Consider the following 16659-nt stretch of genomic DNA (forward strand, 5'->3'; position numbering starts at 1 on the left):
CAACAATCCCCGCCCTCTCAGGAGGGCGGGGATTCCTATTGCCTGCGCCTTATTTTTGCTGCAAGGCGGCCAATTGTTTCATCACTTCATCCATCTGTTCCTTCAACTGCCGATTTTCTTTGCCGATTTCTTCAATTCGCCGGTTCTGACTTGTGATGGTCTGCACCAGTTCGGCCTTCGAATACCCTGCATAGGGATTGCTCTTGCCGACCTTCATAGTGACGCCGACATTAAGCATATTTTCACCGCCGCCAAAACTGCCGCCGACAGAAACCATTGTCGTATCATTCGGCCGATAGAAGGCGCCGACCGCCAGGGCATTGGCGTTTCCGTAATGCCCGTAACCGGCGGCAATATCCAGCTTGTCGTCAGAATCAAAATCCTGCGGATGCAGCGCCGCCAACGCTGCCGCTCCGGCGCCGGTCTTATTCATGCGCTTTTCCACGCCGGCAATGCCCGAGTTGACGCCGCCGAGGAGAGCATCTACCTGCCCCTTCGTTACGGCATCGGTAGCCGCCGTGCCGGCAGCCACGTTCGTAAGCCGCGCGCCGCCGAGATCAAGGGCCGTGCCGGTCGTGCCGTCGCCTTTCGTAACCGTCGCCGAACGGATCGTCGTCGCCGCTTTACCCGTGCCGATAACCAGTTTTTCCGACGCCGTCACGGTCTGCGACGTAACCGATGCCAGTCCTGTCAGCTCTTTCGCCAAAGCGATTTGCAAGCCGCCGTCTTTTGCCGTAACGCCGATATTTCCCGTCGTCAGCGCCCCTTTCGCACCGCCGCGGATAGACAGTTGCTCGTTCAGTTTCTTGGCGATTACCTTGCCGTCGTCGCCGTTGAATTTCATGCCGTCGTCAAGGGTGGACACCTGATGCTCAATGCCTTTCGGGTCCTTGTAAACGATGCGGGTCGCCGTTTCGCCGTTCTTACCGTCAACACCGGCGGCGCCCGATCCCGTCCGGATATCCGTCAGGCCGTCTTTGCCGTTCAAGCCGATATGCCCTTCGGCTCCGTTCACACCGTCGACGCCGTCTTTGCCGAAAATTGTTACGCTCGGTGTGCCGTCCTTACCGTCAATGCCGACGCCGGACACACCGTCCTTGCCGTTCACGCCGATATGACCGTCTTTGCCGTCTGCGCCTGCTTTCCCGAACGTAACGTCATCGCTCATATGGACTTTGACAGTGGCTTTGCCGTCGGCATCTTTTGTAACTTCAACGGTCGTGTTATTGCCGTCGACGAATTTCACCTGTCCATCTTTGGCAATCGTCGTCACTGTACCGTTTTTATCGGCAATCATCCAGGAGGCGGCAGTGCCTGACTGTGCGCCGGTAATCCCCAGTTTTTCCTTCCAGCTGGTCACATTTTCATCTGTCAGATTGCTGGCATCCACTTTCGCAAAAGTATCGCCCAAAGTCGTTATGATACCGGCCTTATTTAATCCATACGTCACCTTCTTGTCTTCCAACTTAACGGAAAGGTTGTCGTCCGACGCAAATTCTACAGTCGGCGCTTCCGTTCCGTCAAGAGCCACCGCTGTTTCCGTAGTTCCGCTCTTTAGTTTGAACCCCTGGCCCAGTTTATCGATGACATTCGTAATACTGCTATTGCCAGATAAATCAATCATCGTACCGTCAATACCGTATTGAATCGTATTGCCCGTACGCGACACCGTAAGCCCCTTGCCTGCTTCTGACGTATCAAATATATACTGGTGTCGCTCGGCTTGCAGCATCGTTTCCTCCTCTTTCTGAAATAGCTATGTTTATTTTTGTTCGTATCTGTTTTTATAATTATATCAACAGAACAACCTATGGTCAACAGCATCTTGGTTTGTCCCGTAATTCGGCAAAGAACACCGCTTCTTCCGTTATCATTCGCCGCTCCGCGTCTTCTGCCAAAAACACGCCCATGCCGATAACCGGCATAGACGTGTTTCATTGTCAATCGATTATTTTTTATCCCCGTATCTGCATCGGAACCGGTCGCAGTGCGATCTGCTTCTCCACCGGCAGTCATTTCTTACTGTTCCGCATACTCCGGAAAGACGATGGCGTTTTCCTTAAAAATATGGACAAAAACATCGTCAAAGAGCTCTCCCAACAGCCGGTACGTCTGTTTGAACGTCGGACAGGCATCGGCCGGCGGGGTCAGCTGATCCGTCATCTGCTGTATGTCCTTAATCAAATCGCCAGCTCCAGCGTGTTCTTCTTCCAAACGCTGCACATAGGCTAACGTCGCTGCATCCGGATGCGTATGTTCGCGCATCAAAGGAAAGACCAGCTTTTCTTCCTTGGCAAAATGTTCCTCCAATTCCGCCTTCAACGCCGCATACGTATGATGCAGCCGCGTCAAAGCTTCGCCGTGGTGCGGATAATGGACAAGAAGAATCTTATTTAAGCCTTCCTCAACGGCCGCCATCAATCGTCTTTCCGTAACATGATGTGTCGCCTCCAGCTCGGTCAACATAGCGGCAACGGACTGTTGCTTAAAACGATCGATGGAATCGACTTCCAACGCCGGCTTATTCTCATGCTCGGCAATAAACGCGTTCACTTCCTTCACAACCGTATCAACATTCAGATCCGTATCTTTAACGGCTTCTGCGAGAGGAATGCCGCCGCCACAGCAATAATCGAAATGAAGATCATTAAAATACGGGATTGTCTGCGGATACTCTTTGACGATCTGCGCCAACGTATGTTCTTTGGTAATCATAAAGCCTTCCTCCTTCTTGATGTACGAACTGCCTATCTCTTCATAGGATTCCTTTGCTATGCCTTGATTATACCGGAGGATGTCTTTTATCGCGGTTTGTATTACAACGAAATCGACAATATCGCACCTCCCCTTTGGTCACTCATATAAACGGACATAAAAGGCCTCTTATCGCAACCGAGGATTCCCGCTACCGGCAGGACTGTTATTATGTCGTACCGCACCTTATGGTCCTAACACCCTCTCATTCTTCACAGCGCACTACGAAAACGCTTCAATCTTCATTATTCCTCATGTTTATAAACGCTCCTGTCTTGCAAAAATAATAAAAGCTCCCGAAGAATCGGGAGCTTAGTTCTTGATTGGAGCCACTAATAGGATTTGAACCTACGACCCTCTCATTACGAATGAGATGCTCTGCCAGCTGAGCTATAGTGGCGATTACCTAGCTAGTATAGTATATATTTTCTGTTCTGTCAAGAATCCTTTTACATATCCGCCAGATAAACAGAAAAACCGCCAATGCACCTGCATTGACGGTTAAACTGCTATTATTCAGCTGCAATAGCGCCGGTCGGGCAAACGGATTCGCAAGCGCCGCAGTCGATGCAAGCATCGCCTACAACATACTTCGTTTCGCCTTCAGTAATGCAGCTAACCGGACATACGTCAGCGCAAGCGCCGCATTTTACACATTCATCAGAAACTACATGCATTTTATTCACCTCCAAAATCAATATAACACGAAGGATTTTCTTCCCCATCGTCACCAACATTATGTCACGAAATATTGAAAATGTCAACGTCAAAAAATCGCAAAGATCGGCATGGTTATCAAGGTTTTGTTTAATGCGATCGATTCTCAAATTACTGTAAAACTATACTTTTACAGTAATTGTTAAAAATCGGCCCTTCATAGCGGGCTGGATTTTTCTTGTATATTTTATACCATTTCATGAATAATATAAAAAAAGAAACCGGCATTTCTGCCGGTTTCTTTTACTAAGATATCATCGGGGGAAGACGATACCATAGGGTTGACAGATATAAGATAGGGGTGTTCGAGGGGTATATGAACAACTTATATCTTCAACATGTCGTAGATGATTCTTTCTACACCCATATCATACCAAATATTCCGTAAATGTAAATGCAATTTTGATTAGAAACAGATTAAAATTTTTTCAAAATGAATCATTTCAAGACGGTAACGATTTTGCGATACACGCAAAATCGTTACCAGAAGCGCCCTTTCATCCCCGTTGATCCCGTGCGCACGCCGCTTCCGCTCCCTGCTGCCCTCTTTCTCCTCCGCTCCCTCGGAAAGCAACGTTCCCCTTCCCCATCATTGACTTTTAGCCGCCAAAACGCTATAATTTTTACGTTGCATTATGTATAATCAAATTAAACTAATGAGGTGATGTGAAAAATGGCAACGAGGAGAGAACCCCGATTTAAGGAATGTCGCCGTTTCGGAGTAAACGTCTATGGACATCCGAAGGCATTAAAACGGGTCAAGAAGGATCAACGGCAAAAAAAGATGTCCGAATACGGTACACAGTTATTGGAAAAACAGAAGCTCAGAGCATATTATAACTTGCTCGAACGTCAGTTTGTCCGTTATTATGACAAAGCCAGAAAGCAAGAAGGCATTACGGGCGAAAACATGCTCAAGTTGCTGGAATGCCGTCTGGATAATATCGTTTATCGTATCGGCTTCGCCAATTCCATTCGTCAGGCGCGTCAGATGGTCAACCACGGTCATATTTTGGTCAACGGCAAACGCTGCGATATTCCTTCGGCCAATGTGGCTGTCGGCTCGGTCGTATCGTTGAAAGAAGATTCCCGCACAAACGAAATGTATAAAAAATCCTTCCAGGAATTGAAGAGTTTCGATGTTCCTTACATTGAAAAGAACTTCGACGGCTTCGAAGGCACACTGACACGTATTCCTGAACGCAGTGAACTGCCGATCGAAATCAACGAAACACTTATCGTCGAATTGTACTCCAAATAAGTTTTTCTTACTGGACGGAAGCGACGTCAGCAAAATCCCTTTGGGGTCAGGTCAACAACTTGGCTCCGAAGGGATTTTTTATTCTCTCGAAAACAGGCAGTCTGCCGGTAAAATAGTTTTTCCCACACCGGCGCCTCCTTTTCAAAAAAGCAGTACCGCCCAAGGCACTCGCCTCATAACGGTACTGCTTTTCATCTGTCCTTTTTTTCTTATAACCCGAAGCGGGCAAAGATCGTATCGACATGACTGAGCATTTTGCCGACGTCGAAGGTCGCCTCAATGTCTTCATTGGTCATGAATTTCGCTATATCTTCATCGCCTTTCAGGTTTTCCAGGAAGTCTTCTCCGTCAAGCCAACGCTTCATGGCATTGCGCTGTACCCAGCGGTAGGCCTGTTCGCGAACAGCGCCTTTTTCGACGAGCGTATTGAGGAGAATCGGACTGTAGATCAAGCCGCCTGTAAGATTCAAGTCTGCCAGCATTTTTTCCGGATAGACGATCAGGCGGTCAACGACGCGCGTAAAGGTTTGCAGCATATAGTCCAGCGCAATGGTGCTGTCCGGCAGGATAACCCGCTCTACGGAAGAGTGGGAAATATCGCGTTCATGCCAGAGCGCTACGTCTTCCAGCGCAGCCTGCGCATTGCCGCGGATAACGCGGGCTAAACCGCACATTCGTTCACAAGTAATCGGATTCCGTTTGTGCGGCATGATGGAAGAGCCCTTTTGTTTCGGACTGAAATATTCTTCCGCTTCACGCACTTCCGTACGTTGCAGATGACGGATCTCCGTAGCAAATTTATCGATAGAGCTGGCGATTACGGCCAACGTAGAGACAAATTCGGCGTGGCGGTCGCGTTGCAGCGTCTGCGAAGAGATCGGCGAAGGCGCAATGCCCAGCCGTTCACAGACGTAGGCTTCGACAAAGGGATCGACGTCGGCGTACGTACCGACGGCACCGGAAATTTTACCGACGGCGATCGTTTTTTTGGCGTGCTCCATACGCTCAATATTCCGTTCCGTTTCAGCCAGCCAATTGCAGAGCTTCAGCCCGAAAGTGGTCGCTTCGGCGTGAATTCCGTGCGTCCTGCCGATGCAGGGCGTGTATTTGAATTCCACGGCGCGGCGGCGCAGGACCTGCCGAAATTCTTCCAGATCTTTGAGCAGGATATCCGCTGCTTCTTTCAACATATATCCCATCGCCGTATCCTTGACGTCAGTCGACGTCAGGCCGAGATGCACATATTTTCCCGCATCTCCGATATTTTCGGACAACGTGGATACGAAAGCGGCAATATCATGATGGGTTTCCGCTTCGATCTCATGAATCCGTTCAACGGAAAAGGCGGCCCTTTCTCTGATAGCGGCAGCAGCTTCCTGCGGTATGTTCCCCAATGAAGCCTGAGCCTCGCTGGCCAGAATTTCCACCTTTTTCAGCGTATCCCATTCATTGTATTCCGTCCAGAGCTTGCCCATTTCTTCTTTCGTATAACGTTCAATCACGTTGGATCTCTCCTTTGTCATAAGTTACAAAACCGGTACCGCTTTATTATACACTATTCCGTGCTGTTCTTCATTATTTTTCTTGCGCGGCGCGCCGCAAAATCTCTCTGCCTACGGTGACTCCCGCCGCTGACGCCTGAACGAGACCGCGCGTAATGCCGGCGCCGTCGCCGATAGCGAAGAAATCGGGAATCTTCGTTTCCAGCTTGTCGTTCAATTCGATACGGTTCGAATAAAATTTTACTTCTACGCCGTAAAGGAGCGTATGCCGCGAATTGGCTCCCGGTGCAATGGCGTCGAGCGCTTCCAGCATTTCCTTAATGTCCTGCAAATGACGGTACGGCAGAACCAGCGACAAGTCGCCCGGCGTCGCCTCCTGCAATGTCGGGCGCACAAGACCGCGGCGGATCCGTTCTTCCGTCGAACGGCGACCGTCGAGAAGATCGCCGAGACGCTGAACGATAACGCCGCCGCCCAGGATATTCGCCAAATTGGCAATATATTTCCCGTATTTGATCGGCTCGTGAAAAGGATCCGTAAATTTCTTCGACACGAGGATGGCGAAATTTGTATTTTCACTGCGGCGGTTGGCATAACTGTGCCCGTTTACCGTCAGCAGGCCGTCATTGTTTTCGGTCACGACAAAGCCGTACGGATTCATGCAGAACGTCCGTATCCGATCGTCGAAAGAACGACTGAAATAGATCAGCTTCGATTCATAGACGACTTGCGTAATGGTCTCCAAGATTTCCGCCGGCATTTCGACGCGCACGCCGATATCCACGGCATTGCTTGTCAACTGCAATCCCATCCGGGCGGCTTCCTTGACAAACCATTCCGACCCTTCCCGTCCGGGCGCGCTGACGAGATAACGGCAGCGATAAAGCTGTTCGGCGATGATGACGCCGACGACGGCGCCGTGTTCCACCACAATCTGTTCCACTGCCGTATCGGCCATAATATCGACCTTCCCTTCGAGGAAGTCGCGCATGTTCGTCAAGATGAGACCGTTCACGTCGGTTCCCAAATGACGGATGCGGGCCGGAATAAAGCGCAGATCAGCGGCTGCGGCCTTACGCTGAATCTGGCGGATATTTTCCTCATTGCCGCCGCCGTACACCTTGCGCTCGGCGCCGCCGAAACGGCAATAGACCTCGTCTACGTAGGCAATCTTTTCGCGCAGCTCACCTGCCGACATATAGTCCGTCAGGTTGCCGCCGAATTCCGTCGTCAAAGTCAATTTGCCGTCGCTGAAAGCCCCGGCGCCGCCCCAACCGCAGACGACGTTACGCACCTTATCCTTCGGCAGCGCATTCGTATTGCGGCTCGTCTCAATACGGCTGCGGATATCTTGCCCTTTTTCGACAATCAATATCCGAAGGCCTTTGCCGGCCAATTCCAAGGCCGTAAAAATCCCGGCCGGACCGGCGCCGATAATGATAACATCATAGTGCTTCACTGCATGCATAATCCATACCTCCTCTAGGAACGGCTGCTCCTCTTTGTGGTATAATAACGAAAGAATGTATTGTGTTTTGAAAGGAGTCTGACTTCATGATGGAACGTTCCGAACGAAGACGGAGACCGCCTGCCGACGCGGAACTGAAAAAGGATCTGCGCCTGCAGGAAGGGATTTTTCTCGTCACCTTCGCGCTTATGCTCTTACTTCTCATTTCCCTCTACACGGCAATCTCGCCGATTCTCTCCGCCGTCGCCGCCGTCGCGCTACTGCTGTCGACGCTGACGGCCTACGTAAAATGGAAGGACTTTCTCCGGCTCCGCGACCGCGGTCAGCGCACCTGGTGCGTTATCGTCTCGCTTTACGCCAGTCTCCTGCTGACCCTTATCTGCGCCTATTTCTACATGCTTCGGGAACCGCTGACGATGGAATATGCCGTCGCTTTCCTCTTCGGTTTCCTCTTCTTCACATTCATGGCTTACCGCAGCCTCAGTCCGCATATGGTTATCGGCAATATACGCCGGCGGCCCGGCCGTTAAAGGGCAGAGGCAGATCCGAAAAAAAACCACGCAAACGAAAGGCTGCGTGGTTTTTTAGTGCCTGCTTATAATTGAGGTTGCTGCGATTGCTGAGTCTGTTGCGATTCAGCAAACTCTTTTTCATAGATATCGGCCGTAATCGCGTCGGAGCAGCATACGGCAACAACGTCAGCGACATCTTCAGATGAGCAGCCGCGGGAAAGGTCGAGAATCGGCTTGGCCAGACCTTGAACCAAGGGGCCGAGAGCAGTCGCATTGGCAAAGCGCTGTACCATTTTATAACCGATGTTCGCCGCATCGAGGTTCGGGAAAATGAGGACATTGGCATAGCCCGCAACCTTGGAGCCGGGAGCCTTATGTTTACCGACTTCAGGAACCAAAGCGGCATCGGCCTGCAGTTCGCCGTCAAATTCAAAGTCGACGTTGCGTTCCTTCAAAATTTCTATGGCGCGGCGCACGTTATCCACCGAATCGCCGTTGCCGCTGCCCTTCGTGGAGTACGAGAGGAAGGCGACTTTCGGATCCAACATCTGCACCGTACGACGCGCCCGATATACGCAGATGCAGGCAATATCGGCAAGCTGTTCCGCCGTCGGATTCGGGATAACGCCGCAGTCGCCGAGGACGAGGATGCCATTATCACCGTACTGCGGCGTATTGGTCAGGAGAATGAACGCGCTGGAAACAGTCCTGTTGCCTTTACTTGGACCAATAACCTGAAGACCGGCCCGGATAACGTCGGCAGAAGTCGTAGCCGCCCCGGATACGACGCCATCCGCTTCGCCGAGAGCAACGAGACCGGCACCGAACATCGTATGGTTGGCAGTCATGATCTCACGCGCTTTTTCTACGGTCATGCCCTTCTTTTCACGGCGTTTGGCGAAATATTCGCACAATTCATCCATGCGATAATACGTTTCCGGATCAATTACTTCCACACCGGTCAAATCAATCTGGAACTTGGATGCGTCTTTTTTGATCTGATCCAGCTTGCCGACGAGAATGATTCGGGCAAAGCCGTCAGCTAATACGCGTTCGGCAGCCTTCAACACGCGACGGCTGTTCGTTTCTGGAAGAACGATCTTCTTCTGCGCCTTCGTTACACGAGCTTTTAAGTCTTCGGTAAATCTCATTGAAATACACTCCTTGTCAATAATAGGGATACAAAAATTTCCTTTCACACGGTTTTTATTATAATACAAAGAGGAACGGAAGAAAATAGGGTGAAGCCGATTATTTTGTATACTTACCTTCCTGTGTTTCCATAAGAATTACCAAGCTGTCCCTTTTACTTGAGCGGGAGCGGCTCTGCCGAGGACGAAGCCGCCACGCGCGACACCGAATACGGGAAAACAAATACCGGAGAACGACTGCGGCTTATGCCTGCCCGTTCATGATCTGCGCCGCAAAGATTTTCGCCCGCTCTTCAATGCCCGGACAGGACAAAATCTGTTGCGGATCATTGGCCGTTTCCGTCAACGAAAAGCGAGGCGGCAAAATGAAATTCTTATTACAGTTCATGGCGCCCAATATCTGCTCTGCAACCAGATCGCCGCCGCTGTAACCGGAAACGATAATGCCATAAACCCGTTTACCGGCAAAGGTTTCGGAATCCTTGCGGAACAATGCCGTCAAGCGGTTAAAGAAGGCCATCATGTTAGCGCTGACGGAATCATTGTAATTCGGGCAAATCAGAACCATGACGTCGCAGGTTTTGACGGCAGGATAAACGGTATCGACAATGAGCCCGCCATAGAAGCAGTCACCTTTCTCACCGAAGTGAAGACACGTTTCATAGCTGCACCCGCGACAATCCACGACGGCGCCGTTGCGCAGCGAAATCTCGTTGACGGCGATCTCGGAAGACAGATGCCGCCGCACCATTTCCCACAGCAGCAGCGTATTGGACGTGCTGCGGCTGCTGGTATGAAGGGCCAGTACGTTCTCCGCGCTGACCGGCGCCGGCGAAAACGCCGTCACCTTGCGCACGAGGCGGCGCGCGCTCAACTTATAGGCCTGCAGCGTGTCGACGCCTTGAAGAGCCGCCTGGACGGCAAAATTCGCCAGCGTTCCCGTCGCCTCCACCAGCGGCTTGCCGGGGAACAGGCAACCTGCCCGATTGGCCAGAAAGATCAGTTCGCGGCCGACTTTTTTCGTAAACAATTCGCTGTCGCCGTCTATCAGAACGCCGCCGCAGGTATGTTGCAACGCATCCTTTTCCAAAGCCAGGTATGCCGCCAATTCGGCGTAAGCAAGATTGATGCCGCCATACCCTAACGAAACGGCAAAGAGAATTTTTTTTACACTGCCGCGTCGGCAATATGCCGTCAATTCGGCAACAGTCGTAACGACGCAGTACTCCGTACCGGCCAGCGCATAGGCGAGAACGGTGTCAAGACGGTCGGAAACCGGCCCTGCCGGTTTGACGACGTAAAGCATGGAAAAGCCTCCTTCCTGCCGAAAACGCCGCTCAGCGAAATTCGCACAACTGCGCATAGGCCTGCTGCAGCCTTGCGAAGAGCGGTCCCGCCGCCGCTATATCTTCATAGCGGAAACCGTCGGACGTCAGCCGGTTTTTCAGTCCGAAGAAGGCCCCTTCCCGTTCATTGCCGAGATAAACGGAACCATAATGCCAGGCGCCGCGCAGCGTCAGCACGATGGAAATGGCCGCCGACGAAAGCGCCGGCGCGATATACGGCTTATAGCCCAGATCGCGGACAGCTACATTGGCCGCGACGACGAGTTCCGTCAGCCGGCGCGACAAGGCGTCGTCATAGTGTTCCAAACTGTTGGCCAGAACGAGATCCCGCCCATGGGGGCCGAAAGCCCTGCCGTCCGTAAGATAGGCGCCGAACTCCCGCTCCCGTTCAGCATAATAGCACGCCCGCGCATGCATGACGCCGAGACCGTATCCCTGAATCTGTGTCGGCGACAGTTGTGACGCGTCGAGGAAAGCGGCGCAAAGAGGATCGACGGGATCGGAAACGACGCAAACCAGGCCGTCGTAGGACGCGGCGGCAGCCAACGCGGCAAAGTACCCGATCAGCTCTCTGTTTGCTTCAAGCTGAGCCATGCGCACATCGCCGCCGGCGCCGACAGGCGGCACTCCTTTGCTGGCGCAGAAGATAAACACATCACAAGCGAAGAGCTCTTTTTCCGTCACAATATCGACGGGCGGCAGACTGACCTCTCCAAACGGATAGCGAACCTGATTGATTTCCATTTCCAAACGGGCCAGATTCTTTTCATCCAAGTCGCAGATCCCGATGGATGAAATGACATCGCCGCCCAACAACCGCAACCCCAACAGCATAGTCATGCCGACATCGCCGAGAGCCAGAATATGTGCGCGCATTTTTTTATGCCTTTGTCTGATGTGAGGCTGCCATTGCTGCGCCTCAATGCCGGCGGCTGCCGGCAAATCATGAATATACTTGCTCACCTTTTACACCTCTTCCTTCCCCGGCGTTCGGACGCCGCTCCGTTGCGCGCGGCTGCTGCCCCAGCGCAGTCGTTTCAACCGTTCCAGGTCGTTTTCAATAAAACGTGTCGGCGCCATATTTTCATCAAAGCGGACGCCGACGTCAATATCGGGGATCCGCACGGCTGTCAGCACTTCGCCGAGACGCTTCAAGGTCAGTTTCTTTTCATAATTTTTCTGATATTCCTCTTGCAGGGTTTCCATAATGGCGCGGGCATTTTCGAGACAGGTCAGGGAATAGGCAAATGCCGCATCGTCATCGCCGTGACCGATGAAACCCGGTTTGACATAAGGCAACACCAAATTGATCGAAGGATTGCGGCCATAGCTGCTGTAATCGCCGGCATTGTCAATGCTGTCACCGCCCAAAAACGGATAGCAATCCCGTTCATTGAACCATATCTCCAATGTCGGCAGAAAATACGCCGCATCGGCGTTGAGCTTTCTGGCCGCCATCATATCGACGGCACGACCTGTAATGACGCCGACGAGAACGGTCTTGACTTCAATCTGATTACGCTCCAGCACCGGCGTCAGCATCTGCATACGATATCCCTTATGCAGCAAGTCGTCGATCAGGATAACGGGACGGTTAAAGGATTTAATTGTCCGCAGCTGATTATCGACGGAAGAATATTGATGCGATTCGGCAATCGTGAACCCTTTGACGTAACGGTTGAAATATTTTTCGATATGCAAGGCTTTCGTCACCGTATTCGGAATCAGCACACTGCTCAGCGTCTTGCCGAACGGCACGGACATGTACGGCCCGTAACGCCGTTCATTGTCGCGCACCGGCGAAACGCCGTTCAACTCGACGGCCTTCTTGATAATCTTGTTGTGAACGATACTCGTGTTGAAGGACAGGATAAGCTTGCCCGGATAAAGGCGGCGCATGACGGCGAGCAGATTGTGATGAGCCCTGTCCAGCGCCTGCAAAACACGCGGGTTCTTGTTGAAAGGCGCCTTGATAACCGTTTCGACGTCACGGAACAACACGACCGGCGCCTTCAGGCTGACCGCATAGACGGGCATCGCCGCGCCGGCAGGAGCGATATTGACGAAACCCTGCTTGCGGAGAGCCGTAATGATCGCCGGCTGGTACCCGGCGCCGTCGACGGGATGGTAGACGGCATAGGCGAAATCTCTGGCAATCAATTCCGTCATAATCTCCGTAATGATAATCTCGCCCATATTGGCAATCGCGCCGTTCTCGCGGGCATAAAGGAAGCCGATGGCGGCGATACTGCCGTCGGCCGTATCGCGAATGTGGGCGGTCAATGTCGGATCGCCGAATTCCGTCAACAGGCTGCGCGCTCCGATGCGGTGCACGGCGGCGTAAGCCACCATTTCCTTAGATTGGCCGGCGCTGTCGATATAAAGTGTCCGCACGGCGTCGCTTTCAATATAATTTTCAACCAGCGACGTATCATATCCGTCAGCCAGCAACGTCTCCCGCAACGGCCAGAGACTTTCTCTGCCGCGCTGTTTGAATGAGCCGATACCCATGTCCTTGGCTTCGACGACATGCTTGTACGCCGGCTCGCGCAGATAAAGGTTATTCTCATAAATAAAATTCTGCGCCACTGCGTCGATTAAATTCGATATATCCCGATTCAGGTCAATATTTTCACGAATCCGCGTCGAGCTGATATCTTCGTAGAATTTATCGAGCAACAGCGTAATAATCTTCCCCTGAATGGGATAATTTTCTTTTTTCCCCGTACTGTAACGACTTTCTCTCGTCTCTCTGGCAAAGGCGATATGATTCATCATATGGACCGAATCGAGCGTCGGCCTTGCCTTATACGCCGAAGCATTTTCGATCACGTCGGTCCCGACGGCCAGATATACGTCCTTTCCTCTGAATAACTCTTTTAAACGCCGCATATCGGCGGCATTCGTCAGATTGATGGGAATGTCGTCGGGAAAGAGGTACATGTCCTCCTGATCGGCAGTGGACATGTCCATGATCTTCCGTCGCATAAGCCGGGGCTGCGTATGCTTGGACCAGGAAAATTCATCAAGGGCCAAATAGACCTCGAAGCCAAGATCGCGGATTTTTTCAGCCACGGCCTTGTGGCCGAGACTGAAGGGATCGAAGGTGCCGGGATAAAGACAGACCTTTTGCCGTTTCGGCAGCTCGAAATCGCCGCACCGGAATTGGTGCGACCCGATATAACGGTAAATATGGTTCAATACGGCGGCATTGCTATAAAAGTCCAACGGTCCTTCCCGATTTTCCGTCAACGTGACGAGAAGCTTTTTATACGAATGAATGAACAGAAAATCAACGCGTTCCGCCGGCAGCTTCGGGTTGTTGAAGATAAAGCGGCCAATATAGCGGAACGCATCTCGGCTGAGTTCCGTATCGTAATGGGCATAGGCCTTGATCATCAGATACAGCAGCCGCCGCTGCCTTTTTTCGTGTTCGCCGGCATACGTCTCCCGATGCCTGCCGGCAAAGGTATCGAAACTGCCGAGAATAACGCCGATCGTATGGACCATCGATGCCGCAACTTGTGTATTGGCCGTAAGCAGCTGCTGTTCCATCGAAAGAATGCATTCGTCAAATTCCTGAGGCAACAGCCGTAAAATAATTTCCCCCAAATATTCGGGAACGTATTTGGAGATGCGGAGATCGCCGAGCTCCAGACCGTTGAACAATTCGACGACGATTTCATTGCGCTGCGTATACGTCATTTTCTCCGCCACCTGCAGCAACGCTTCTCCGGCAGTACGGCGAACAAAGGGGTTGTCACTGACCTTCAGAACATTGGCCAGATGCGTTCCCAAATGCATGACCGCAGCCTTATCGCTCCGTTCCAGGTGACGGATCATGGTCTCCATGTTCGAAACTTTGATAATCCAATGTGTACCTGTTTTCAGATTGTCGAGAAAAAGCGCGCCTTCCCGTTCCCCCAAATCTTCATCGTCCTGCGGCAGATCCAGGACGCGGAGCAGACGCTGCCGGTAATCGTCCCGCTCTTGCCGATCGAAAATATACGTGCCGCAGCGCAAGGCGGCCACGCGCAGGCTGAGTTCTTCACCGGCAGCGGCGGCGGCAATAAAAGCGGCAATGACAGGTAAGAACTCTTCATCAAAAAAAGCGCTGTCCATCTCCATCAACGCCGTCAACAACACGATGTAAAGCTCGGCGCGATAATTCGTACGCGTATAATACGGCTGCAGAAGCCGCATATAGGCAAGCCGCCCTTTGTCGTCGCAAGACTCCAGCACGGCGCGGACAAAACTCCCCAAACAGTAGGATATCCAACTCTTATGCTGTGCCGTAAAGCGCCAGCCGGGCTTGGTGATAAGCGAGACGTAATGGGCGAAGAGCGAAAGGCCGGTCACTTCTTTCAGCGGCAGTGAGACGCCTTCCGGCAATTCCTTCGAGTACGTCTCATTGAAACCGGCGACAAGGGTCCCCATGATTCTGGCCGCCTGCATGCGGATATCGATTTCCTTATAGGCCAAGGCTTCGTAAAGATACTGCAGCGTCAAAAGCTTCTGCTGCTCCGTCATATACGTCGAGTATTCTTCAAATATACTGATGTAGGTACGAACATTTTTCCAGTTTCGCTCGCTGCGGACGGCTTCAATCAGTCCCGTAAAGGCATTTGCATCTCGAAAGAGGCGCATGAGTCTGATATTGTGTCCGATGGCGGCGTACTTCAGCGCGTCCACGACGTCCGTCCCGTCCAAGAGCGCCGCATCCCGCTGCCGGCGCGGCCTCGTTTCCGCCGGCGAGGGCGCAAAATCTGCCGGCAATTCCGTGACGACGCCCCATTCCGTCATGTACGCTTCGAAATCCGCCAGCTTTGCATAGACTTTCTGATACCGACTCCGCTTCTTTTCGTCAACATTATCCAATTTTCCCAGGATCACATCAAACGCTTCGGCAAGCGAGTAAAAATGGATGATCTCCCGGCCGTCGTCAGCGCGCGTGCTTTTGACCCGAAAATCGGCGTAAATCAACAACAACGCTTCAACCGGCAGATTCTCCAATTCCAAATCCCACACAGAATGATTGGCCGCAATATGGCCGATTGCCGGCAAACCGACGCGCCGGCAGCAAAGGTCGGTATAGTAATAGTGCAGGTACGGCACACGCCGCTCTTCACATTTCCGGCAACCGTACTTCCCGATATCGTGGCAGGCGGCAGCGCCGGAAACAAGCCCGACATCGACGCCGACGCCGGCGCGCCGCAATTGACGCGCCGCATACACCGCGACGTAATGAACGCCGCCGATATGGCCGAGCGTATGGAACGGCGTGAGGGCGATTCCGAGGCGCATGAATTCATAGGCATACAACTCCGTGCTCAGTTCGCGGAGACGCAGATACTCTTTATCATCGCCGTTATCTTCTATCTCCTCCGGCGCAAGGAAGGCGAGCTCCCACGTCGGATCAAACGGCAGCGTCTGCCGTTCATACCGGAAGAGGGCGCGCAAAAGCTGCATAAACAGACAGCGACCGCGCCGATAATGCTGATCACGGCTGATGATTTCGGCAATATCGGCATCGCGCCAGGAACCGGCATTCTCCGGATAGATTTGTGTCAGGACATAATAATAACAATATTTCAGCCAACCGCAGGCCGGTTCATCCTGCAAAACCGGCAGCAAAGGACGTACGCCGTCCAAAACGGCCTGCGGCAAAAAGCGGCCGTTTTCATCCGTACAGTCGAGGACGGTCCGTGCCAGAACTGTATTGTCGACTTGAGCGAGCAACTGCTCCATCTCTGCCGCATCCATTTGGGCAAGGCGCAGAAATCGCGGCGTATATAAGCCTCGTTCAAGCATGATCGAAAGGTCGGTAACGGTGGCGGCATCTGTCATCATCAGCATCATTCTCCTCTGCAGCAGTCGTGTACGGCAATATCTGTTATTTTCTATTATACACCTGTCTTTTTAAAAGATATATCATCTCCCTACTGACA

Annotated in this window: 11 protein-coding genes and 1 tRNA gene; 2 read left to right on the forward strand and 10 right to left on the reverse strand. The window is 52.2% G+C overall.

All coding sequences use genetic code 11. The features are described 5' to 3' along the window. Nucleotides 1-49 precede the first annotated feature (49 nt). From HMPREF1250_RS06490 to HMPREF1250_RS06505, 4 genes are all read right to left on the reverse strand, one after another. Nucleotides 50-1732, reverse strand: a complete 1683-nt coding sequence (locus HMPREF1250_RS06490; RefSeq protein WP_023053792.1) for a YadA-like family protein — start codon at nucleotides 1730-1732, stop codon at nucleotides 50-52. Between the two features lie 287 nt (nucleotides 1733-2019). Beyond that, nucleotides 2020-2715 carry a DUF542 domain-containing protein gene (locus HMPREF1250_RS06495; RefSeq protein WP_023053847.1) on the reverse strand — a complete coding sequence of 232 codons (696 nt, stop codon included), beginning with the start codon at nucleotides 2713-2715 and terminating at the stop codon, nucleotides 2020-2022. 363 nt (nucleotides 2716-3078) lie between these two features. Then, nucleotides 3079-3154, reverse strand: a tRNA-Thr gene (locus HMPREF1250_RS06500). Between the two features lie 112 nt (nucleotides 3155-3266). Next, nucleotides 3267-3431 (reverse strand): DUF362 domain-containing protein, encoded by a 165-nt coding sequence (locus HMPREF1250_RS06505; RefSeq protein ID WP_036242868.1) that lies wholly within the window; start codon nucleotides 3429-3431, stop codon nucleotides 3267-3269. 713 nt (nucleotides 3432-4144) lie between these two features. On the opposite strand from HMPREF1250_RS06505, the gene rpsD reads away from it, so the two are divergent. Next, nucleotides 4145-4732, forward strand: coding sequence for a 30S ribosomal protein S4 (rpsD, locus tag HMPREF1250_RS06510; protein WP_023053790.1), 588 nt, complete (start codon nucleotides 4145-4147; stop codon nucleotides 4730-4732). Between the two features lie 209 nt (nucleotides 4733-4941). Here the strand turns inward: rpsD and purB are convergent, their stop codons facing one another. After that, nucleotides 4942-6234, reverse strand: coding sequence for an adenylosuccinate lyase (purB, locus tag HMPREF1250_RS06515; protein WP_023053800.1), 1293 nt, complete (start codon nucleotides 6232-6234; stop codon nucleotides 4942-4944). A 73-nt stretch (nucleotides 6235-6307) separates the two neighbouring features. Beyond that, nucleotides 6308-7702, reverse strand: coding sequence for an NAD(P)/FAD-dependent oxidoreductase (locus HMPREF1250_RS06520; RefSeq protein WP_023053871.1), 1395 nt, complete (start codon nucleotides 7700-7702; stop codon nucleotides 6308-6310). A gap of 86 nt (nucleotides 7703-7788) precedes the next feature. On the opposite strand from HMPREF1250_RS06520, the gene HMPREF1250_RS06525 reads away from it, so the two are divergent. Continuing rightward, a complete protein-coding gene (locus HMPREF1250_RS06525) occupies nucleotides 7789-8232 on the forward strand; it encodes a hypothetical protein (protein ID WP_023053807.1) in 444 nt (147 codons plus the stop codon). 65 nt (nucleotides 8233-8297) lie between these two features. Here HMPREF1250_RS06525 and pta read toward each other — a convergent pair whose 3' ends face one another. From pta to HMPREF1250_RS06545, 4 genes are all read right to left on the reverse strand, one after another. Further along, nucleotides 8298-9365, reverse strand: a complete 1068-nt coding sequence (pta, locus tag HMPREF1250_RS06530) for a phosphate acetyltransferase (RefSeq protein ID WP_023053781.1) — start codon at nucleotides 9363-9365, stop codon at nucleotides 8298-8300. Nucleotides 9366-9609: 244 nt separating this feature from the next. Further along, nucleotides 9610-10671: a flavodoxin family protein gene (locus HMPREF1250_RS06535; RefSeq protein WP_023053823.1), complete on the reverse strand. Its 1062-nt coding sequence runs from the start codon at nucleotides 10669-10671 to the stop codon at nucleotides 9610-9612. Between the two features lie 31 nt (nucleotides 10672-10702). Further along, the gene (locus HMPREF1250_RS06540; protein ID WP_023053811.1) at nucleotides 10703-11674 is read right to left on the reverse strand and encodes a malate dehydrogenase; all 972 of its coding nucleotides are present in this window, start codon (nucleotides 11672-11674) and stop codon (nucleotides 10703-10705) included. A 3-nt stretch (nucleotides 11675-11677) separates the two neighbouring features. Then, the gene (locus tag HMPREF1250_RS06545; RefSeq protein ID WP_051356076.1) at nucleotides 11678-16561 is read right to left on the reverse strand and encodes a phosphohydrolase; all 4884 of its coding nucleotides are present in this window, start codon (nucleotides 16559-16561) and stop codon (nucleotides 11678-11680) included. Between the last annotated feature and the right edge of the window lie 98 nt (nucleotides 16562-16659).

This window comes from Megasphaera vaginalis (ex Srinivasan et al. 2021) (assembly GCF_000478965.1).
Lineage (GTDB): Bacteria > Bacillota > Negativicutes > Veillonellales > Megasphaeraceae > Megasphaera > Megasphaera vaginalis.